Genomic DNA, 20,946 nt, shown 5'->3' on the forward strand with positions numbered 1-20,946 from the left:
CATGCCGCAAGGCCGATTGAGGTTTGGTTGTATGGCGTTGATGCGTTTGAATAACCGGGGTGACAATCCTGATAGTGGATTGCCCTCGATGAGGCCCGGCCTGCGCTGGGTCGCGATTCCCGTTGTTGGCGCTGCGATCGCGCTGTGGTCGGCTGCGACCGTGGCCGGCCTCCATTCGGTGGGAACTTCGCTCACCGCCGCCTCCAGCAGTCTTCCGCAAAACCTGCTCGCGCCGCGCTCCATGGCGCTCGCCGATCCCCGACACACACTTGTCAACCCACGGGCCAATTCGTGGGCGCCGTCACTGGCAAGCCGGCAGCGTCAGGCGTCGCTGCTCGGCCGATGCAATGCCGACTGCGCGCACGCCGCCGCGAGCTTCGAGCATGAAGGCAAGGTAGCGCGTCTCAAGCCGTTAGCGCGGCCGGATGCTGTGCAGCTTGTCGCCGAAATCTCACCGCAATCGCGCTTCGACAGCGTGGTGGCGAAAGCGGCGCTGTCGCCGCAAAAGATTGCTGCTGCCTTTGCCCGCGCCTCCGGCGGGGCCGCGCCGTTTGCGGTCGTCAGTCTGCCAACGGACCAGCGCTTTGCGGAGCCGGTGCGCCTGGCCGATCAGCATGGTCCCGCATCAGTGCGCTTCGGGCCCGAGATTGCGGAAAGCGACCGATCCTCCCGGCTGGCGCTGGCGCTTGCGAATGCATTGCCGGAAGCGATGATCGACGTGCTGCCGCAGGCGACGACGGCCGATCATGCTGCCACGCAAGAGGGCGAGGTGCAGATGGCGTCGCTGCCGCCGCAGGACGCAATGCCCGGCAGCGTTCCCTTGCCGACTTGGCGTCCGCAGGCGGAAATCGACCAGTCAGACGAGGCGCCCGAGGTCGAGGCACCCGAGGTTAGGGCACCCAAGGCCAATGCGCCCAAGGTCCAGGCATCGAAGGCCGCCAAAGCCCAGTCTCAGCCATCCAAAGCCAACAGGGTGGAGACCGCCGCCGCGCCGCAGGTCGAGATGCCCCGGGCGCCAGCCTTGTCGCCGAGGAGTTCGTCACCGGCGGCGAAACCAAGCATGCAAGAGGACATGCAGGGCAACCCGGGCATGCAGGGCAGCCGGGGCATGCAAAGCAGCCAGGGCAAGCCGGCCAAGCGGTCGAAGGCCGCAGACACGCTGGCCTATGCCAAACCCGACAGCCCGGCGGGCGGCGGCGGGGTCTTCGGCAACCTGTTCACCAAGCCCGGCAGCGGCGTCGCCGTCTACGACATCTCGGCGAAAACCGTCTATATGCCGGACGGCTCGCGGCTCGAGGCGCATTCGGGACTGGGCTCGATGGCCGACCAGGCGCGCTACGCCAACCGGAAGAATGCCGGCCCGACGCCGCCCCACACCTACGATCTGAGGCTGCGTGAATCGCGCTTCCATGGGGTGGAGGCGCTGCGTCTCACTCCTATCGACGGCAAGAACAAATTTGGCCGCGACGGCTTTCTTGCGCACACCTACTTGCTGCGCGGCCGCCGCGGGGAATCGAGCGGCTGCGTCGTCTTCAAGGACTACGCCAGCTTCCTCGCCGCGTTCAAGAAGGGCAAGATCAAACGCCTCGTCGTGCGCGGTTAAGCAAGCTGCTGAAGTAGCGATCCTTCGCGCCCCCTCTGTCCTGCCGGACAGAGGGGAGCGCTGTCCCGCCGGAATTCCAGCCAATTGTCAGCAGCCAGCCTCGAAACCGTTTTCATTCCCGGCCGAGGATACTATGACTGACCTGACCGGGGCGGCGGCTTCAACCGATCAAGAGGAATGTCATGACGATACGCGCTGTCGTTTGGGGCGAGAATATCCATGAGCGGACCAATGAGGTGGTGGCGGGGATCTACCCCGAGGGCATGCATGCAACGATCGCCGACGCGCTGAAGCTCGACCCCGAAATTTCCGTATCGTGGGCGACGCTTGAGCAACCGGAGCATGGCCTGCCGGCCGACCGTCTGGCGCAAACCGATGTCCTCGTGTGGTGGGGACACAAGGACCATGGCGCCGTCGCCGACGAAGTCGTCGAGCGCGTGGCGCGCCGCGTCTGGCAAGGCATGGGGCTGATCGTGCTTCATTCCGGCCATTTCTCGAAGATCTTCAAGACGCTGATGGGCACGCCCTGCACGCTGAAATGGCGCGAGGCCGGCGAGCGCGAGCGGCTCTGGGTGACGAGCCCCAACCACCCGATCGCTGCCGGGATCGGCGAGTATTTCGAGCTTGAGAACGAGGAGATGTATGGCGAGCAGTTCGCCGTGCCGGAACCGCTGGAAACGGTGTTCATCTCCTGGTTCCAGGGCGGCGAAGTGTTCCGGTCGGGGCTGACCTGGCGCCGCGGCGCCGGCAACATCTTCTATTTCAGGCCCGGCCACGAGACCTATCCGACCTATCACAACGCGAATGTCCAAAAAGTGCTGCGCAATGCGGTGAAGTGGGCGCACAACCCGCAGGGCTCAAATCCAGCCATCCTCGATGCGCCGAACGTGCCGGTGGAAAAGGCGCTTGAGCCGGTCGTCGAGCGCGGCGGAAAGCTCCATGCCGCGGGCGAAGCCGGGTTTCGCTAGACCGCTATCGCGAAGCTTCGGTTCTGAAAAATCCATGATCGAACAAGAAGATAAGGCCTCATCCTAAGGATAAGAATCATGCGTCTCCTGATACTCGGCACCGGCTGGATGGCGGAGGAACACGCCAGGCAGTTCAGCAGGATCGAAGGCGTCGAACTGGTCGGCGCCGTCGATCTCGACCGCGCGCGTGTCGAAAAGTTTTCGGACAGCTACGCAATCCCCAACCGGTTCGCGTCGCTGGAAGACGCGCTCGCATGGGACAAGTTCGACGCGGTGGCGAACGTGACGCCAGACCGCATCCACCATCCGACCACCATGATGCTGATTTCGGCGGGCAAGCCGGTGCTGTGCGAAAAACCGCTGGCCGAAAATTACCAGCGGGCCAGTGAAATGGCCGATGCCGCCGAGCAAGCCGGCATCATCAACATGGTCAACCTGACCTATCGCAACGTCGCCCCGCTGCAGCGGGCGCGCACCATGGTGCTTGCCGGCGAGATCGGCCAGGTGAGGCATGTCGAAGCATCCTATCTGCAGAGCTGGCTGGTCTCCAAGTTCTGGGGCGACTGGCGCACGGATCCGAAATGGCTGTGGCGGCTGTCGCGCGGCCACGGCTCCAATGGCGTGCTGGGCGATGTCGGCATCCACATACTCGATTTCGCCAGTTATGGCGCGGCGCTCGACATCGACCATGTGTTCTGCCGCCTCAGGTCCTTCGACAAGGCGCCCGGCAACCGGATCGGCGAGTATGAACTTGACGCCAATGACAGTTTCACCATGGCGCTGGATTTCAGCAACGGCGCTTTTGGCGTCGTCCATGCCAGCCGCTGGGCAACCGGCCACCTCAACGAATTGCGGCTGCGCATCTATGGTGACAAGGGTGGGATTGAGGTCGTGCACAATCTGACCAACTCGGAACTGAAAGCGTGCATGGGCGAGGACATCGAGAACGCAAAATGGCAGGTTCTCGATGCCGGAACGGTGCCGACCAACTACCAGCGCTTCGTCGATGCTGTGCGCAACCGCGTCCAGGCCGAGCCGTCGTTCCGCCACGCGGCCGAATTGCAGAAGGTTCTCGACCTTGCCGTCGTCTCCGACGAGAAGAGGGCTGAGCTCAGGACCCATGCCGAAACCCATTGATGTTCGCTGAAAGGGGCCAGCCATGGTCACGCGCCGCGCCCAATGTTCCTGCGGTCAGCTGTCAGCCACCTGTTCGGGCGAGCCTGTACGCGTCTCTGTCTGCCATTGCCTGGCCTGCAAGCGGCGCACCGGCAGCGCGTTCAGCTTCAATGCGCGGTTTGCGGAGAATGATGTGTCGATCCAGGGACGAGCGGCGGAGTTCACGCGCGTTGGCGACGAAGGCGGCCGTGTCATCTATAGTTTCTGCCCGGATTGCGGCACCACTGTCCATTACCGGATCGATGTCCAGCCCGGTCTGATCGCCATTCCGATGGGGGCTTTCGCCGACCCATCGTTCCCGCCGCCCTTCCTGTCCTTCTATCACGACAGCCGGCGCTGCGAGTGGGTCGAGGTCCGCACTGAGCCTCTGGCGACGTTCGGCTGAAGCCATCGGCCACCTTCGGCTGACGTTTTTGGACGGTTCAGCCTGCTGATCCAGGGCGAGCCAACGATCGCTTGTTCGATGAACTGGAACCGTCCACACTCTCCACGCATTCGATGGACTGTGAACACGATGACTTCCAACAATGATCCGGGCAACAATGATCCGGGTGGATCACCGGCAGGCTGGACGATCAAGCTCGGAGAGTCGCCTATAGTCGGTACAGCTATCCACAGCGGCACCGACATTGGCAGGGCTTGTCGATCGCTCATGTGTCTCTCCGATCCCGACCGGCGTCGAGAAGAGGACCCGTTCACCGAGCGTTTCATCGCCGATTTTCCTACCCAGATCATCGTTCATCGGTCACGCTTCCAAGTGGACCTGAACCGTGCGCGAGACGCTGCGGTCTACCGGTCGCCGGACCAGTCCTGGGGCCTGAAAGTCTGGCGAGAGCAGCCGGACGAGGACATCGTTACGGAGTCTCTCTCCTTTCACGACGCCTTCTACAGTGAGCTGAACCGTGTCCTTGCCGGTATCGAGAAGCGCCATGGCAGGTTCGTTCTCATCGACGTCCATAGTTATAATCACCGGCGCGACGGACGGGAGGCTATGCCTACGTCCCGTGACGTCGCGCCCGACATCAACATCGGTACGTCTTCCATGGACCGCGAGCGCTGGGCACCGGTCGTCGACGCTTTCATCGAGACGCTTCGCGGCCAGCGTCTCAACGGCGAGCCGATTGATGTGCGCGAGAATGTGTCCTTCCAGGGCAAGGGCGAACAGACCCGTTTCGTCCATGCCAATTTTCCGGAAACCGGGTGTGCCATCGCCGTCGAGTTCAAGAAGATTTTCATGGACGAATGGAGTGGCGAACCCGACTGGGGAACAATCGAGCGGCTGCGCGCCATGCTGGCGTCTACGGTGCCCGTCCTGGAGTCGGCGCTGCGGGCCATGCGATGAAGCCCAAGCTCGTTGAGCCCGCGCCTCCATTGGCGCAAATCGAATCGGACCTGGACGCGCTTTTGCGGGACGGCAAGCCAATCCGCCGCGATTTCGGCAATGGCAACCGTTTGCACATGGATCGGCCGCTGCCCTTTCTGTGTGTCCATGTTGGGTCGCATCAGGATGCGGCATTCCATGCCGTCTCCGCCAACGCGTCCTATCTGATCGCGGCCGACATCGGCCTCGCCCGCGAGGCCGCGCGGCTGGTGGTGCGAAGGCTGCGCGAGCACTGCGGCGCCTTCCTCATGCTGGACATCGGCGAGTTGGCCGAAGACCGGTTCCTGACCGAAGATGTTCCGTTTTTGCCGCCCTTCGAGATTGCGCTGGCCTGCGGCGACACGGCGGCGGAGAAGGCGGCACTGAAGCGCTTCGCCACCGCTGCGTCCGCACGCGAAGCAAAATACCGCACGCCCCGCGTCGACGAACTCAACCCCACGACACGCGCCGAAGCACGGCTTCTGGATGATCTCGGCGATGCGGCGTGCTTGACGGTACGTTTCGCACCGATTTACCGGGTGCCTGGCACCAAACGCGTCTACCCCGAACTCCACGACCTTGTCGTCGCCAACATGGTCGATTCCGCGCTTCAGGCCGTCAGCGCCTTCCTGAAGGCATCAAGGCTGGAACAGCCGGCAACCCATCGTTCGCTGGGGCGGCGCGCCTATATCGACGCGGTGGTGCGCGCTGATCGGGCGATCGACAACGTCGCGTCGACATTCGATTTTCTGCTTGCCGTCACACCGATCAATGCCGAACCAGCCTGGCTGGAATTCCAGGCAGGCGCCTTCGAGCGTGTGCCCGTACTGCTCTACAGGCCGCTCGAGTTCGAGGTCGCCGGCCAGAAACGGAAGCTCTATTCGGTCTCGCTCGATCATCTGGAAGATCCGCTGCTGACCACGCTGCTCTCGCAAAAGCAGCAGGAACTCGATCTCCAGCTGTCGATGCTCGCGGCGCGCGAAACGCCCCGCTTCGTCGAACTCGGACGAGCTCTCTATGGTAGCGTCGAGCCGAGCCTGGCGGCGCGAGCACGCGCCATTCTCGAAAAGGCGCCTAGCGTTGCGTCGGCCACCCGGCAGAAGGGCCTGGGCGCCGACGCTGTCGCCGCGGCCGCGCGAGACATGATCGCCGGCTACCGGGCAGCCTATCCCGAATTCGATGCCTCCGTGGAGATCCGCGGCGACCTGCCGGCCGGCCTCCTCGTCTCTCGAAACCGGCTGCTGGTTTCACGCGATACCAACCTTCCACCGGAGCGTCTGACTGCGCTGCTCAGTCACGAGATCGGTGTCCATCTGCTGACCTATTTCAACGGCGATGCGCAGGGGCTCGCCATTTTCCGCAACGGACTCGCCGGCTATGAGGGCATGCAGGAGGGACTGGCCGTGCTGGCGGAATATCTGGTCGGCGGCATGACCGCAGCGCGGTTGAGGCTGATCGCGGCCAGGGTTATCGCCTGTCAGGCGATGCTCGACGGAGCAACATTCGAGGAGACCTTCCGCATCCTCCACAGGGATTTCGGTCTCGATGATCGCGGCGCCTTCAACGTCGTTCTGCGTGTCTATCGAGGCGGGGGCCTTGCAAAGGACGCCATCTATCTGCGGGGCATGGTGCAGATCCTCGATCATCTGAAGGACGGCGGCAGCCTCACGCCGTTCTGGATCGGCAAGATCTCCGCCGCGCATTTCGGAGCGATCCAGGAACTCAACGCGCGCGGCTTGCTGCGGGCGCCGCGCCTCGAGCCCGCGTTCCTCTCTTCCGACGCGGCGCGTCCGCGTCTCAAGAAAGCGATGGCGGGAATCGGTCCGATCGATATGGTTGAAACTTGAGCGGAGTCTCCTCGATGCGCATTGCGTTCTTTGTCAATTCCATTGAGAGCGAGACGCCCGCCTACACGACGACAGCGTTGGCGCTGGCCGCCGTCCAGCGCGGCCATTCCGTTGTCTATGTTGAACCAGGCGACTTCATACTGCGTCCGGATGACGGTCTGGCTGTCAGCGTAGCGGTTCTGCCGGATGCTTCCTACAAGACGTCCGACAGACTGCATGCTGCCCTGAAGGATGCAGCGAAGCAGAAAAAGACTTTGGCGATAAGCGATATCGACATTGTGTTTCTGCGCAACGATCCATCGCTGGACGCCACCGATCGGCCATGGGCCGCCAACGCAGGCGTTATGTTCGGGCGGCTCGCGGCGGCTCGCGGCGCGATTGTCGTCAACGATCCGGATGGCCTGGGACAGGCGCAGAGCAAGCTCTACCTTCAGTCTTTTCCCGAGGCGGTCAGGCCGGCTACCCTGATATCGCGCAGCATTACCGAGATCCGCGCATTTATCGACAAACACTCGAAGGGCTGCATCGTCAAGCCTCTCCAAGGATCGGGTGGCAAGAACGTCTTCCATATTGCAACGCCCACCGATTCCAACCTGAACCAGATTTTCGAAGCGGCCAGCGGTGACGGCTATCTCATCGCGCAGGTCTACATTCCGGAGGCCAAGGCTGGTGACGTGCGTCTTTTCCTGATGAACGGTCTGCCGCTGGTGCGCGACGGCAATTACGCAGCCTTTCGCCGCCTTCCAGCCAAGGGAGACGTCCGGTCCAATATCCATGCCGCCGGAACAGCCCGCAAAGTCAAGGTAACAGGCACGATGTTGGGCATTGCCGAGATGGTGCGCCCCAAATTGATCAATGACGGCATGTTTCTGGTTGGGCTCGACATCGTCGGGGATAAGCTTCTGGAGATCAACGTCTTCACGCCAGGCGGGCTGACACGGCTCGCCGTCATGTACAAGACGGATTTTGCCACAAGCGTCATCATTGCGCTGGAGGAGAAGCGGACGCTGCGGCAAGCCTATGGAACGGCAATGACAAATTCGCGGCTGGCGACGCTCTGAGGGATGCAGGCAGGCCGGCTAGCAGGCCAACTAGGACGGCAAGTGGGTTGAGGTTCGCACTGAGCCTCTGGCGACATTCGGCTGAAGACGCCGGCCGGCTCTTTCCAGACTAGGGCAGAATCCAATCACTCTGAACGACCGAGTTCAATCCTTGTCTGCCCTTCGTTCGGAGAACTTCTACGGCAAGTTCTGACCCCAAGCCGACCTTCATCAACCCGTTTTGCTACCCGATAGCCGACATTCGCGGCAACCAGCACTGATGACCCGATGCGGACATTCCGTATATGGTGAGAGAGCATCCAGCGCAGAAGGGGCGCGTTAATGGGCGATGAGATCCAGCTCTTTGGAGCCATTGCGGTCCGGCCGGCAGTCCTCCCTATCATCGCGTCGTTCGAAACGGCGACTGGGCTCAGCGTAGCGAACAAGTGGGAACTCAACCCGACGGTGAAGGCTCAGATCGAACTGGGACAGCCCTTCGACTTGGTCATCACCAATCCGAATCTAGTTCGGGACCTGACTGCAACCGGATGGGTGCTGGCGGGGAGCCAAGTGCCATTTGGCCGGATCAGCATGGGCGTGGCGGCAAAGGCGGGCGGCCGTGAGTTCCGCGTCGACTCCATCGAAGCGTTCGAGCACGCCCTGAAGAATGCCAAGTCGATCGCCTACGCTAGCGACGGAACCAGCGGTGGCTACTTCACCGGCCTCCTCGAACGGCTGGGACTGGCGGCTGAGGTGAGGCCAAAACTAGTGCCTATATTGGGAGGGCAGACGGCGACCAGCGTGGCTCGTGGCGAAGCCGAGTTGGCAGTTGTTCCGGTAACCTCCATCCTCGCTGCCGCCCCTGACGTTATTCTCATTGGTCCTTTCCCTGTGCAACTCCAGAGCCACGTCGACTTCGACCTCGCCATAAGTGCCGCCACGAACACAGGCGCCGCTAGACAGTTGCTGAACTTCCTGTCCTCGCCCAACCTTGATGAGTCCCTCGCGGCCACAGGCATCGAACGGCGTCCTAAGCAGACCTAATCCGGCATTGAGCGACGTCCGCATATGGCGCTACCGAGCCGGCCAAGGCATTCGCCTAAGCCGCGCAGGCAAAGAGCGTTCAACATCTCAGCCGGGTGGAACGCGGAAAAGCAGCCCATGCATCGAACAGCCTCTTTGCGGAGGCCGTTCGCGTTCAGTGATGTATCGCGGCTGCAGGTCGCCCGGTTCAATGCGAAATGGTATGCTCGTCACATTGCGGCGACAGCATGGCGTGGCGATCCTTGCGGCCCTTGCCTTGTTCGACGCGGATCAGCATGCGCGCCGAGTCGATGTCGGTCACCTTGAGCGCCGCCACCTCGGAAACCCGCAGCCCGGCGCCATAGGCCGTGCCGAGCGCCGCCTTGTATTTCGGCCCCGGCGCCGCTTCGAGCAGCCGCGCTACCTCCTCGGCGCTCAGCACCAGCGGCAGCTTGCGTGGCTGGTGGACTATCGCGAGACGACGAGAGAGATCGGGTCGATCGACGTTCCGTGCCCGCATCGAGAAGCCGAGTCATGATTCTTGCAACGGGTGAAGCGATCAAAGCCCGACCCGCGCACTGGCACGCTAGGTTGCGCAGTTTGCCGGAAGGAATAATCGCTTGCGGCCGAGGAGTATGAAACGTGCGGTGCCCCCGCCGCAGCGACAGCCTTCGCTATTCCTTCTTGTCGACCAGCGCCCGTAGTGCCGAGACGTCATGCAGCAATAACCTGCTGCCGCGCTTTTCGATCAGGCCTCTCTTGGCGAGGTCGCTCATTTCGCGCGAGACCGCTTCCCTGTGCGTGCTCATCGTTGCCGCCAGCTCGGAATGCGTCGGTGCCGGGCTTATGGACACCTCGCCGTCCACGAGTGCGGCTTTCTCCGCCCGATGCAGGAGCTCGACGATCAGCCGTTTTCGCACGACCAGAGTGCTGTATTCGAATACCCGCTCGGTCATGCGCCGGAGCTGGGCAGACAGATGCTCAAGCAGCATCCAGGCAAAAGTCGGGTGGGTCATCACGATATCCCGGAATGCTGTGCCGGACAGCCGTGCAGCGCGGGTTGCCTCCAGCGCGACTACGCTGGCAGAGCGTGCAATCCCGTCAATGCCTCCGAGCTCCCCGAAAATGTCACCCGGTTCGACATCGCGATACGCTATCTCCCTGCCGTCCGCTGAAACCAGTGTCACGCGAGCCCGTCCTTCCAGCAGGAAGAAGACATCGCGACCAGTGTCGCCGTGGGAAATGATTAGCTCGTTGTGTCGATAGCTGCGCTCGTGCCACCGTTTGGTCAGCGCGGCGAGGTCGGCATCGCAAAGTCTTGAGATGAAGGCCGGAGAGCCTGTCACAACAGCCTCTTGTTCAATCAAGTGTACTTCACCTTACTCCCTATCCAAGGAAATTTGATGGCCGCAGGCCCCGTTTCCGGGATGCAAACTGGGAGCGGATTTCGCCAATGTTCTCCCGGGTGTGGGAATTCCCACAGCCGAGCCTGGTTCGACTGGCATATCCTTGTTTGCAACATCCAGGCCCGCCGACTCGTGTTCAAGCCGGCGAAGGGAAAGGGGACGGTCATGAAATTCTTGGCTCCCGTCACAAAACTTGCTGCGGCGTTTCGCAAATTCGCCGCGCCGCGCTACCGCCCGGAGCTTTATTACATGCGTGGCCCGGGGCCAGCCACCGCCCGCCGTATGGGCACGCCGCGGCAAAACCAATCCATCGACCACTACGCCTAACTTGCCTCGCGGACGGCTGAAGCTCTCGCCCGGAGTGCCGTTCGCGCCGTTCCGTACCGGTCAATTCAGATCAATGAAGGTACGATCTGATCATGGTTATAATTCATGCTGCCGCCATTGGTCCATTTCGCAGGTGGTTACGCCTCCGCGCCGAGCGAAAAGCTCTCTTGTCGGCAACGGACCAGTTGAGCCGTTTACCCGATGACGTTCTTGGCGACATCGGCATCTCACGTGACGAAATCATGTGCGCTTTGCGAAGCCGCGCCATCCGTCATGCGGAGGCAGGCGCGGCCGGCACGATGATCGAGCGCACCAGGATCGCTTCGGCCTCGATCCCGAAACGGTTGGCCGCCGGCAGTAGCTACGCCTCGGCCGAGATCCCCTTTGGCTGGTCCACGAGCGCGCGATCGAGCCTTACATCGCGGCTTCGACAAGCAGCGGCGCGCGGACCGGACCTTCGAACGGCACTACACCTGCGACCCCAAGGACTGAATGTCGACCGACGGGAACTGGGGAGGATCTCAAAATGATCATGTCAGTTGTCAAGTCCCTCGCGCTCGCTCACGCTGACATGCCACTCAAACAGCTGAAAGACGTCTATTTGGATTGCGAACGGGTAGGCGTCCCCTGCCGGTCAATTATAGCGTTGCCGGACGGGCCGCTCAAATTCGGAGCGGCGGCCTACCGCCGCTTCATCGCATGGGGGTCACGCCGTTCCCTACATCTGCCATCAGGCATGGTCCGCAGGTCGCCTCCTACCGATGAGCTAACGTCCGCTCTGGAGAAGCACCGCGAATGTCTGAACATGGCGCTAATTGCTCGTTCCCATCGACGAGACGAATGGCAGCATCCCACCCGTCTCGGCCATTGGCGACAGCCAGCTGGTTGAGTTTTGACTCTAATGCCGCAGAATCTTGCTCAGGAAGGCGCGGCTGCGGTCGGTCTTGGGGTGCGAGAAGAATTCATCCGGCGTGCCGCTCTCGACGATGGCGCCGGCATCCATGAACACCACGCGCTGGGCGACCTTGCGGGCAAAGCCCATTTCGTGGGTCACCACCATCATGGTCATGCCCTCCTCGGCGACAGCGACCATGACGTCGAGCACTTCCGAGATCATCTCTGGATCGAGCGCCGAGGTCGGCTCGTCGAACAGCATGATCTTGGGGCGCATACCGAGGCAGCGGGCGATCGCGACGCGCTGCTGCTGGCCGCCGGAGAGTTGTGCGGGATAGGCATTGACCTTGTCGGCAAGGCCGACCTTGGCAAGCAGCTCGCGCCCGGCCTTCTCGGCCTCGGCGCGCGGGACCTTGCGGACATGGATCGGCGCCAGCGTCACGTTCTCGAGCGCTGTCTTGTGCGGGTAGAGGTTGAAGGACTGGAAGACGAAGCCGATCTCGGTGCGCAGCCGCGTCATGTTGGTGGCGGGGTCGCCGAGGCGCTGGCCGTCGACCACCAGGTCGCCGTCGCGGATCGTCTCCAGCCCGTTAATGCAGCGGATCAGCGTGCTCTTGCCCGAGCCGCTCGGGCCGCAGACAACGACCACTTCGCGTGGCTCGACGCTGAGCGTGATGTCCTTGAGCACATTGAGCGTGCCGAACCATTTGTTGACGCCGCGAAACTCGATCATGCCGGTACCATTTTTGCTGAGGTTCAACGTCACAACTGCACCTCGCCATGGGCCGCACCCATGCGCTGCTCGAGCCGGCGCGCCAGCAGGATCAGCGGATAGCAGACGATGAAATAGCCAAGGCCGACGAGGAAGAAGACCAGCAGGCCGTTCGGCACGCGTTGCACAACCAGCCAGCCGACGCGGGTGAGGTCGGTGAGCCCGATGGCCGAAACGACAGAGGAATCCTTGATCAGCAGCACATATTGCCCGACCAGCGGCGGCAGCACGATGCGCATCGCCTGCGGCAGCACCACCTGGCGCATGCGCTGCCAGCGCGACAGACCGGACGCCAGCGCCGCCTCGACCTGGCCGGTCGGCACCGAGCGGATGCCGGCGACGACGATCTCGCAGATGAAGCAGGCGGCCAGATTGGTCAGCGCGATGATGCCGGCAGTTAAGGCGTCGAGCTCGATGCCGAGTTCCGGCAGGATGAAGAAGATCAGGAAGATCTGCACCAGGAACGGCGTGCCGCGGATCAGGTCGACCCAGGCGCCGATCACGCCGCTGATCAGCCGGTTGCCGCCGGTCCGCAGGATGCCGAGGCCAAAGCCGATCAGCGTGCCCAGCACCAGGCTGACCAGCGACAGCATCACGGTCATGCCGAGGCCGCGCAAGGCGAGGGGATAGCTGCCGGCGAGGCTTTGCAGCTGCTGCCAGATCATGTCCGTGCCCCCGCGAGGCCGAGCCAGCGCCTGGACAGCGCCGCCAGTCCCTTCAGCCCGTAATAGAGCAGGAGGTAGAAGGCGGCGATGGTGATAAAACCTTCCGCCGGCATGAAGCGGTCGGAGGCGAGCAATTGCCCGGCGCGCGTCAGTTCGGCGACCGCGATCAGCGACAGCAGAGCGGAATCCTTGACCAGCACGATCGCCTGGCCGAGTAGCGGCGGGATCGTCACCTTGAACGCCTGCGGCAGGATGACCAGACGCATGCGCTGGACATAGGTCATCCCCGACGCGACGCCTGCCTCGACCTGGCCGCGCGGGATCGACAGGATGCCGGCACGGATGATCTCGGCGACATAGGCGCCGCTGTTCAGCGACAGAGCAAGGATGCCGACGACGAGCTCAGGCAGGATGATGCCGAGCCGGGGCAGGCCGAAATAGAGGAAATAGAGCTGCGCCAGCAAGGGCGTGGCGCGCACCGCGTCGATATAGGCCTTGGCCGGGATGCGAAACAGCCAGCCGCGCTGCAGGTTCATGGCGGCGAGCACGATGCCGACGGCGAGCGCCCCGGCAAAGGCGAGGACAGACAGCCACACGGTCGTGACGAGGCCCTGCCCGAACAGGGGCAGATATTCGACAATGGTGCGGAAGCTGAAATTTTCGAGCATGGGTGGGGCGGTGAATGGTGAATAGTGAATAGGGATTAGTGAATGGTGAATAGGGATTAGCGAATAGCGAGTAGCGATTTACTACTCACTATTCACTATTCACTATTCACTATGCTCAGTGATCCTTCTTCCAGTCGTCGGAATTGACCCAGTAGTCGAGGTTCTTCTGCAGGCGGCCGTCGAGGCTGACCTGGTCGAGGAACAGGTTCATCCAGGTCAGCAGGTCCTGCTCGTCATAGCGCGTGGCGAAGGCCAGCGGCTCCTTCGACAGCATGTCCGGCATGATGGTGAAGCTGCCGGCCGGGTAGGCGGTCGACTGGCCCTTGACCGCCGAGACGTCGTTGACGCCGCAATCGGCCTGGCCGTTGTTGACGGCGTCAAGCAGCAGCGGGCCGCCGCCCTTGTAGCTCTTGATGTCGGCGTCCGGGAAAGCCTTCTTGGCCTCCTTCTCGCCAGTGGCGCCGAGCAGCACGGCGATCTTGGTGCCCTTGGCCTTGCAATCCTCGGTGGATTTGAACTTGCCGTCGGCCTTGGTGAAGACGGTGCTGCCCGTGTACATATAGGGCTTGGTGAAGGCGACCTTCATCGCCCGCGCCAGCGTCGGCGTCATGTCGGCGACCAGAAGATCGGCCTTGCCCGACAGCAGCGCCGGGATCAGGCCGTCCCAATCGAAATCCAAAAAGGTGATCTTGACGCCCATTTCCTTGGCCATCAGTTCGGCAAGCTCGACCGAACTGCCGGTGCGCTCGCCGGCAGCGCCGACCAGCGAGAAGGGCGGTCCCTGCGTCTGCACGGCAACGCGCAACTCGCCGCGCTTGGTGATCTCGTCGAGCGTTCCGGCACTGGCCGCGGCAGTGAGACCGGCGAGCGCAAGGCCGGCGATGAAAAGCTTGGCAATAGTCATTGGGCATTCCTCCTTGTTGTCGTTTGTTATTTTCACTTTGTTGTTCCACCCCTTTGGGGTGCTTTTTGAGCGGCAGCGCCGTTGCCGGCGGCGACCACCGTTCGAAAATCCTTCAGTCCCAGTCGATCGTTTCGGATACCCGTATACCGCGTCTGGCCAGTTCATCGAGAAAGCGGCCGTCCGGCACATGCAACAGCGGGTTGAGCAGGCCGGGCTCGGTAATTTCGCCCCGCGCCAGCATCTGCGCCACGATGCTGGCGGGATAGCCGACGCCAAGGCTCATGCCGAACAGGCCGGAGGCGAGGTCGCGTTCGATGACCAGGTCCGACATCACCGTCTTGCGGCGGCCATCCTGGGTGCCGGTAAAGACATTGCGCATCACGCACAGGTCCTTTTCGCCGGCGCCGTATTGCAGTTGCGGGCCGAGCAGCCGGCCGAGAAATTCACGTGGGCTGGCGCCAACGCCGGGCACCTTGTCCTCGGAAAGGAAGCCAAGCTCCTTCAGCGGCGCCCAGAACGCCGACCAACCCGGCCAGCGCAACGAATAGCGGCCGGAGCGCTGCAGCCCCTTGGCGGCGGCAAGCATGCCGGCATAATGCGGCGCATCGCCATTGGGGAAGGCTTCCAGCCTGCCGAGCCCGGCGATCTCGATCTGATGGATAAACCGATTTTCATGTTGCTGGCCGGCCGGCACATCGACCCGCTTGCCGTTCTCGACCAGCACGCTGTCGCGGTTCTGGCTCATCAGAACCATGTCAAAATTCCAGCTCACCTTGTAGCACAGCGGCTTGGCCATCGCCTTCGGCTCGGGGATACCGCCGCAATAGGAATCGATCGCGGTGATGGCGTCGAACTGCCTTGCGGCGCGCGCGTAGAGCACAAGGTCGATGCCGGGGTCGAGCCCGCATTCGGTCATGATCGAAACGCCGGCCGCTTCCGCTGCGGGGGCAAGGTCGGCGATCGTCTTGCCGTAATTGGTGGTGACCAGCGGCGTGCGCGTCGTGATCGCGGCCTGCACCGCCTCGCGCATCAGCGGCTGCGGCAACAGATCGATGGCGGCGTCGACACCCGCCACCACATTCGCCAACACAGGGGCGATCGCGCCTTCGGGCACGACGAAACGCACGCGGGCAAGGTCGGTCAGGCCGCCAAGCCGGGCTGCCCCATTCGGCGCAGTATCGACGCAGACGACCTCTTCGACATCGGCGCTGGCGACGAGATCGGCGATCGCCGCCCGGCCTTGCAGGCCGAGGCCGCCGAGAACCGCGATCTTCATGGTATTTCCTTTCTCCCAGTTTCGTCGCGCCCAGTTTCGTCGCGCTTGCTCTCGTCCGACCAGCAGCCTTCCGGCAGGCTGACCCATTTGTTGCAGGAGGCCATGACGACGAACGTCTCGCTGCGCACGACTTCCCCCGGCTCGCCGGCGCCGGGGATCAGCTCGCTGGTGACGCGATAGAGATCGGCGACATCGCCGGCCACCGTCACGTCGACGATGATGTCGAAGCGTCCGGTGACCACGGAGGCCGAGTTCACGAAAGGCAGTTCGGCAATGCGCTGCGCCAGTTCCCGGGCGCGGCCGCGCCCCTGCGCATTGATGCCGACGATCGCCGAGATCAATTCTGGGCGCTCGGTCAGGTTGAGCAGCCCGACGATCTTGAGCAGGTTGCGGTCAAGCAGGTTGCGCAGCCGCATGCGCACCGTGGGCACCGAGACGGCCATCTTCTCGGCGAGGCGATTGACGCCAAGCTGCGCATCCTGCGACAGCAGCTTGACCAGTCGCCGGTCGGTCTGATCGAGATGTTCCCGCAAAAACTCAGGCTTTCATAAATGGAAAGAATTTATCGAATTTTCTTTCTGATATGAAAACAGCTTAGGGTGTATCTTTTTAAATCGCAAGAGCGTTCGGCGCCGTCAACAAGGCCGCATCCTGGAAGACAGAAGGGTTTTGCCAGCCGCAGCCGACCGAGGGCATGCCGACTAACGCGGTTTCTCGATCCCTGGAATGCCGCCGATTCGCTCGGCGAGAAAATCGACCAGCAGCCGGACCCTGGCAATGCCGGCGCGCTCCGGGACGATCAGCATGCTCAGCGGAATGGGAGGCGGGGCGTAGTCCGGCAGGATCACTTCCAGCCGGCCGGCGGCGAGGAGATCGTCGACAAGCCAGTGATGGGCAGGTGCAATACCGCGACCGGCGACGAGGGCTTCGCGCACGGCAAGCCCATGGTCGACCCGAAACCGGCCGCCAAAAGGCACCGCGTGGCGTTCGCCGCCCGGCCCCTCCAGGGCGAGCGTGTCGCTTCCCGCGATGTTCGACATTCGGATGCCTTCGTGGCCAGGCAGGTCCTGTGGGACGGCCGGTCTGCCCCGCGCCGCCAGATAGGCCGGTGCCGCCACCAGCAGACGCCGGGACTGACCGAGCGCCCGAAGTTTCATCGAGCTGTCGGTGAGCGGACCGAGGCGAAGCGCGATGTCGACGCCCTCCCGCACAAGGTCGATGCGCTCGTCGGTGAGGCTGAGATCGACACCGATGTCGGGATAGCGGTCTTGAAAGGCGAAGATCAGCCGGCTGACGTGCAAGACCCCGAGCGCCGCCGTGCAGGATATCCGGATCGTGCCGGCCAACGTGCCGCGCGTGCCCCGTGCCTCGTCGCCGGCCTGCTCGACGAGGCGCAGGATCTGAACGCTGTCGGCATAGTAACGACTGCCTTCATCGGTCATCGTGACACGCCGGGTGGTCCTGCTGAGCAAGGGCACCCCGACGGCGTCTTCGAGCTCGCGCAAATGCCGCGTGACCGTCGACTGCCCAACCCCGAGCTCGCGCGCCACCGCCGACAGGCTGCCGCGCTCGGCGACGCGAACGAAGGTGCGCATGCGCTCGAGGGTCACATCAGATCTATCCATTATTCGGCATAATCTTATGCATTGCTAAGATGTAGCGGATCATCTCTGGCCTAGCTACCTTCAGTGCCATCATCCTTCATCGGAGTGGCCCCATGAAAGTCCTGCTTGTTTTTGCTCATCCTGAACCGCGTTCGCTCAACGGAGCACTGCGTGACGTCGCCATCAGGGAACTCGAGGCCCAGGGCCATGAAGTGCTGATATCGGACCTCTATGCCGATGGCTGGAAATCCGAGGTGGACCGTGCCGATTTTCCGTCGTGGCCGCCCGAAGAACGCTTCCTGCCGGCTGTGGCATCCAAAAATGCTTTTGCGACCAACACGCTAACCGAAGATGTTAAAGCAGAGATCGACAAGCTGCTGTGGGCCGACACACTGATCCTCCAGTTCCCGCTGTGGTGGTATGCCATGCCGGCAATCCTCAAGGGCTGGGTCGACCGGGTGTACGCCTACGGCTTCGCCTATGGTGTCGGCGAGCATAGCGACAAGCGGTGGGGTGACCGCTTTGGCGAGGGAACGCTCGCCGGCAAGCGCGCGATGCTGATCGTGACCGCCGGCGGCTGGGAGGAGCATTATTCCGCCCGCGGCGTCAACGGCCCGATCGACGACCTGCTGTTCCCGATCAATCACGGGATCCTTTATTATCCGGGCTACGACGTGCTTCCGCCTTTCGTTGTCTACAGAGTGGATCGTTTCGGCGAGGCCGATTTCGAGCCTGTCGCGGAGCGGCTGCGCGAAAGGATGCGGACGCTCGAGACAACCGACCGATTCCCTATCGGCAGCAGAATGGCGGCGACTACCACATCCCGAGCATGCAGCTCCGCTCTGAACTGGGCGACCCGGGCGCAGCAGGGTTCGCGCTTCACCAGGATCGCGCAACCGCGAAATCGGCGACGCCGCGTTCGACTTTGCGGGACGTGGCCTGACGCAGCATCCCGAGAAGATCGGGCAAGGCGCCCGAAACCTACGGGATGAATCAACGACCGGCCCGGAAGATCGCAACCGCAGCAGCCGTCAGCGCGGCATTGCCTGATGCCGTAGTGCCGTCCGGAAGCGCCTTGCCGTCTTCCAGCCCGACGCGCGTCGACCAGTTGCGTTCCGCCGCCCGGTGCACGAACGGCCACACCGTGGCGTCGGCGCCGTGCAGCAGGATGGCGCGACGCAGTCCGGCGCGGTCGAGCACGGCGGCGATGCCGTCGCAGGCTTCCAGCGCCTCGTCCAATTCCTGCTCGGAAATCTCGATCAGGATGCGCAGCACCTGGTTGCCATGGTCGAGGCGGTCCAGGCGCTCGGCATCAGCGACGGAGGCGAGCCCGGCCTCGATACCGATGCCGCGCTGCCGCAGGCTTTGCATGACCTCGGGCGCTGCCTTCTCGCTCAGATTGACCGACGCATAGTCGGGCAATTCGCTCCAGCCGGCGATCGCCGCAAGTGTGCGCTCGTCATCATTCTCGATCCACGCGCCGGTCGACACGCCAATCAGCGTTCCCGGGCAGGCGCCGCGCAGCGCCAACACGGTCCGGTCCATCGTCGCCGGGGCAAGGCTTTCGCGGCCGTCGAGCCCGCGTGCATGGATATGCAGCTCGGCCGCACCGGCGGCCACGCAGGACGCGCCGTCACGCGCCATGGCGTCCGCGTCAAGCGGCAGCTGCGGATGGAAATCGGCGCTGCGCGCGCCATTGATGCAGGTCTGGACAATCATGGACGTGCGCCCGGTTGCGGTTGCTCAGTCTAGCGCAGGGCCGCGAAGACTGTAATTGGTCGCGCGATCATCCTGACAGATGGGCGGCCAAGCCTGAACCAATGTGACAGAATGTGCCAGGCAAGCACCACGGCCCGGACTTCAATGCGCTTGCGCGCCTTGCAGGAGATGCGTCTGTCTTTCCGATCCCAAGTCTCGGCTGGGACTCATTCTTCTGTCACGGCATAACGTCCAGCGCACGTAATCTGGCGGCGGCGAGATGGCGCTCGATGTGGTCCTGAGGGCATTCGCTGGCCGCGCGCCGGTAAAGCGGCAATGCGCCTTCGTTGTGTCCCTGTAGTCGGTTGAATTCGGCGACGAAAAAATTCGCCTCACAGCGCTGCCCGATTTTCGTGGCCATGCTCGCTCCGGCAACCGCTACCAGCACCTCGGCGGGTGTTTGTTCACCAAGAAACATATGCACTACCGGTGCCGGCCAGTTCGTCATGTCGAGCGTTTTGGCTGCTTCGCGCAAATGGCCGTCATCGCCACTGCTGCGCTCCAGGATGTGCCTCCAGATCGCGAGGTAGGCATTTCCAGGCTCGAGCGCCGCAGCTTTTTCGATGTCGGCCTGTGCTTTCGCAAGCAAGCCGAAAAGCAACTCCACGAGCCCCCGGTCTCCATAGGTGTGGCCGACGTTCGGACTGAGGCTGATTGCCTGCGAGCAATCGGCTATCGCAAGCGCCTCATTGCCCTTGGCGGCCCAAGAGAGGCCTCGGTTAGAATATGCGAGCGTATTCTTGGGATCGAGGGCAATCGCTTGACTATGGTCGGCGATGGCACGGTCAAAGTCACCCTTCCTGGCCCACACGACGCCTCGACTGTTGTAGGCATCCACATTTTTGGGATTGAGGCTGATCGCCTGGTTGAAATCGGCCATGGCGAGGTCATTGTCCCCCTTGCCGGCCCCCGCTATGCCTCTACCGATGTAGGCACTGGCGAGCTTCGGATCGAGACGGATCGCTTGGTCAAAATCGGCCATAGCACGGTCGAGGTCGCCCTTGCTTTTCCAGACGAGTCCTCGATTGACATAGATCGCCGCCTTTTTCGGTTCGAGCTTGATCGCCGTGTTGTAGTCGGCGATAGCGCGGTCATAGTCGCCCCTGCTGAACCAGACCCAGCCTCGACCATTGTAGGCTCTGGCCTGGTTCGGATCGAGGCTGATCGCCTGATCAAAATCCGCCATGGCGCGGTCGTAGTCGCCAAGTTCCACCAGAGCGTTGCCACGCTTGCCATACGCGATTTGTCGATCGCCGGCCGGCTCCGTCGTATCCTCGATCATGCGCGTGCAGGCGGCGATTCGCACCGCCAGTTCGACCTCGTCATCGCTGATGCAATCGCTGCTGGCCGCGAACGCCGGGAAGGCCGAAACCGTCAGGACGATTGCGGCGGCCAGCGCCCACCATGAGGGCTTGAGCCACACTCGAACCAATTTCACCACCCCGCCAATCGAAGCCCTCGGCGCCGCCGCAAGCGACGCGTGGCGCATTCTAACCAACCGATTTCAGAGAGCAATCACTGGTTGCGCCGTGAATCGGTCATCGAGTGGCGGCTGGCGTGGCCGCCTCACTGCCTTGCCTGATCCGCATCCGTCGGCGTGCCGAGGAAGGCGACGATGTCGTCAATCTCAGGGTCCGTCAGCGCCGAACGGGCAG

Annotated in this window: 20 protein-coding genes and 1 pseudogene; 10 read left to right on the forward strand and 11 right to left on the reverse strand. The window is 62.9% G+C overall.

Annotated features, from left to right (window positions below):
• Positions 1–88: 88 nt before the first annotated feature.
• From AC0L17_RS09460 to AC0L17_RS09495, 8 genes are all read left to right on the forward strand, one after another.
• Positions 89–1,603 carry a DUF2778 domain-containing protein gene (locus AC0L17_RS09460; protein ID WP_473515612.1) on the forward strand — a complete coding sequence of 505 codons (1,515 nt, stop codon included), beginning with the start codon at positions 89–91 and terminating at the stop codon, positions 1,601–1,603.
• Positions 1,604–1,785: 182 nt separating this feature from the next.
• Positions 1,786–2,571, forward strand: a complete 786-nt coding sequence (locus AC0L17_RS09465; RefSeq protein ID WP_473515613.1) for a ThuA domain-containing protein — start codon at positions 1,786–1,788, stop codon at positions 2,569–2,571.
• Between the two features lie 78 nt (positions 2,572–2,649).
• Positions 2,650–3,708 carry a Gfo/Idh/MocA family protein gene (locus tag AC0L17_RS09470; RefSeq protein ID WP_473515614.1) on the forward strand — a complete coding sequence of 353 codons (1,059 nt, stop codon included), beginning with the start codon at positions 2,650–2,652 and terminating at the stop codon, positions 3,706–3,708.
• A gap of 22 nt (positions 3,709–3,730) precedes the next feature.
• Positions 3,731–4,132 (forward strand): GFA family protein, encoded by a 402-nt coding sequence (locus AC0L17_RS09475; protein WP_473515615.1) that lies wholly within the window; start codon positions 3,731–3,733, stop codon positions 4,130–4,132.
• A 129-nt stretch (positions 4,133–4,261) separates the two neighbouring features.
• Positions 4,262–5,089 (forward strand): N-formylglutamate amidohydrolase, encoded by an 828-nt coding sequence (locus AC0L17_RS09480; RefSeq protein WP_473515681.1) that lies wholly within the window; start codon positions 4,262–4,264, stop codon positions 5,087–5,089.
• Positions 5,086–6,954 carry a flavohemoglobin expression-modulating QEGLA motif protein gene (locus AC0L17_RS09485; protein ID WP_473515616.1) on the forward strand — a complete coding sequence of 623 codons (1,869 nt, stop codon included), beginning with the start codon at positions 5,086–5,088 and terminating at the stop codon, positions 6,952–6,954. Before AC0L17_RS09480 ends, AC0L17_RS09485 begins: the two co-directional genes overlap by 4 nt.
• A gap of 14 nt (positions 6,955–6,968) precedes the next feature.
• Entirely contained in the window at positions 6,969–8,015 is a 1,047-nt protein-coding gene (locus tag AC0L17_RS09490) for a glutathione synthetase (protein ID WP_287174071.1), read from the forward strand.
• A gap of 321 nt (positions 8,016–8,336) precedes the next feature.
• Positions 8,337–9,038, forward strand: a complete 702-nt coding sequence (locus AC0L17_RS09495; RefSeq protein ID WP_473515617.1) for a molybdate ABC transporter substrate-binding protein — start codon at positions 8,337–8,339, stop codon at positions 9,036–9,038.
• Positions 9,039–9,225: 187 nt separating this feature from the next.
• On the opposite strand, the gene AC0L17_RS09500 is transcribed toward AC0L17_RS09495, so the two are convergent.
• Together AC0L17_RS09500 and AC0L17_RS09505 are read right to left on the reverse strand one after the other, a co-directional pair.
• Positions 9,226–9,537 (reverse strand): tyrosine-type recombinase/integrase, encoded by a 312-nt coding sequence (locus tag AC0L17_RS09500; protein ID WP_473515618.1) that lies wholly within the window; start codon positions 9,535–9,537, stop codon positions 9,226–9,228.
• A gap of 154 nt (positions 9,538–9,691) precedes the next feature.
• On the reverse strand, positions 9,692–10,363 hold the full coding sequence (locus AC0L17_RS09505) for a Crp/Fnr family transcriptional regulator (RefSeq protein ID WP_091600388.1): 672 nt from the start codon (positions 10,361–10,363) through the stop codon (positions 9,692–9,694).
• A gap of 225 nt (positions 10,364–10,588) precedes the next feature.
• On the opposite strand from AC0L17_RS09505, the gene AC0L17_RS09510 reads away from it, so the two are divergent.
• Positions 10,589–10,750: a hypothetical protein gene (locus tag AC0L17_RS09510; protein WP_473515619.1), complete on the forward strand. Its 162-nt coding sequence runs from the start codon at positions 10,589–10,591 to the stop codon at positions 10,748–10,750.
• Between the two features lie 898 nt (positions 10,751–11,648).
• Here the strand turns inward: AC0L17_RS09510 and AC0L17_RS09515 are convergent.
• The 7 genes from AC0L17_RS09515 to AC0L17_RS09545 all read right to left on the reverse strand — a co-directional run bounded on the left by AC0L17_RS09515 (position 11,649) and on the right by AC0L17_RS09545 (position 17,554).
• Positions 11,649–12,377 (reverse strand): amino acid ABC transporter ATP-binding protein, encoded by a 729-nt coding sequence (locus AC0L17_RS09515; RefSeq protein ID WP_473515682.1) that lies wholly within the window; start codon positions 12,375–12,377, stop codon positions 11,649–11,651.
• Positions 12,378–12,406: 29 nt separating this feature from the next.
• The gene (locus tag AC0L17_RS09520) at positions 12,407–13,081 is read right to left on the reverse strand and encodes an amino acid ABC transporter permease (RefSeq protein ID WP_473515620.1); all 675 of its coding nucleotides are present in this window, start codon (positions 13,079–13,081) and stop codon (positions 12,407–12,409) included.
• Positions 13,078–13,749, reverse strand: a complete 672-nt coding sequence (locus tag AC0L17_RS09525; protein ID WP_473515621.1) for an amino acid ABC transporter permease — start codon at positions 13,747–13,749, stop codon at positions 13,078–13,080. Before AC0L17_RS09525 ends, AC0L17_RS09520 begins: the two co-directional genes overlap by 4 nt.
• 115 nt (positions 13,750–13,864) lie before the next feature.
• On the reverse strand, positions 13,865–14,653 hold the full coding sequence (locus AC0L17_RS09530; RefSeq protein WP_023799181.1) for an ABC transporter substrate-binding protein: 789 nt from the start codon (positions 14,651–14,653) through the stop codon (positions 13,865–13,867).
• A 112-nt stretch (positions 14,654–14,765) separates the two neighbouring features.
• Positions 14,766–15,929 (reverse strand): saccharopine dehydrogenase family protein, encoded by a 1,164-nt coding sequence (locus AC0L17_RS09535; RefSeq protein WP_473515622.1) that lies wholly within the window; start codon positions 15,927–15,929, stop codon positions 14,766–14,768.
• Complete coding sequence (locus AC0L17_RS09540) at positions 15,926–16,462, reverse strand: Lrp/AsnC family transcriptional regulator (RefSeq protein WP_473515623.1); 537 nt, start codon at positions 16,460–16,462, stop codon at positions 15,926–15,928. Before AC0L17_RS09540 ends, AC0L17_RS09535 begins: the two co-directional genes overlap by 4 nt.
• 168 nt (positions 16,463–16,630) lie before the next feature.
• The gene (locus tag AC0L17_RS09545) at positions 16,631–17,554 is read right to left on the reverse strand and encodes a LysR family transcriptional regulator (protein ID WP_473515624.1); all 924 of its coding nucleotides are present in this window, start codon (positions 17,552–17,554) and stop codon (positions 16,631–16,633) included.
• 92 nt (positions 17,555–17,646) lie between these two features.
• On the opposite strand from AC0L17_RS09545, the pseudogene AC0L17_RS09550 reads away from it, so the two are divergent.
• Positions 17,647–18,476, forward strand: a pseudogene (locus AC0L17_RS09550) (NAD(P)H-dependent oxidoreductase).
• Between the two features lie 50 nt (positions 18,477–18,526).
• On the opposite strand, the gene AC0L17_RS09555 reads toward AC0L17_RS09550, so the two are convergent.
• Positions 18,527–19,252 (reverse strand): 3-keto-5-aminohexanoate cleavage protein, encoded by a 726-nt coding sequence (locus AC0L17_RS09555; protein ID WP_473515625.1) that lies wholly within the window; start codon positions 19,250–19,252, stop codon positions 18,527–18,529.
• A gap of 217 nt (positions 19,253–19,469) precedes the next feature.
• Positions 19,470–20,780 (reverse strand): tetratricopeptide repeat protein, encoded by a 1,311-nt coding sequence (locus tag AC0L17_RS09560; RefSeq protein ID WP_473515626.1) that lies wholly within the window; start codon positions 20,778–20,780, stop codon positions 19,470–19,472.
• Positions 20,781–20,946 lie beyond the last annotated feature (166 nt).

It is taken from the genome of Mesorhizobium sp. WSM4829, assembly GCF_055811475.1.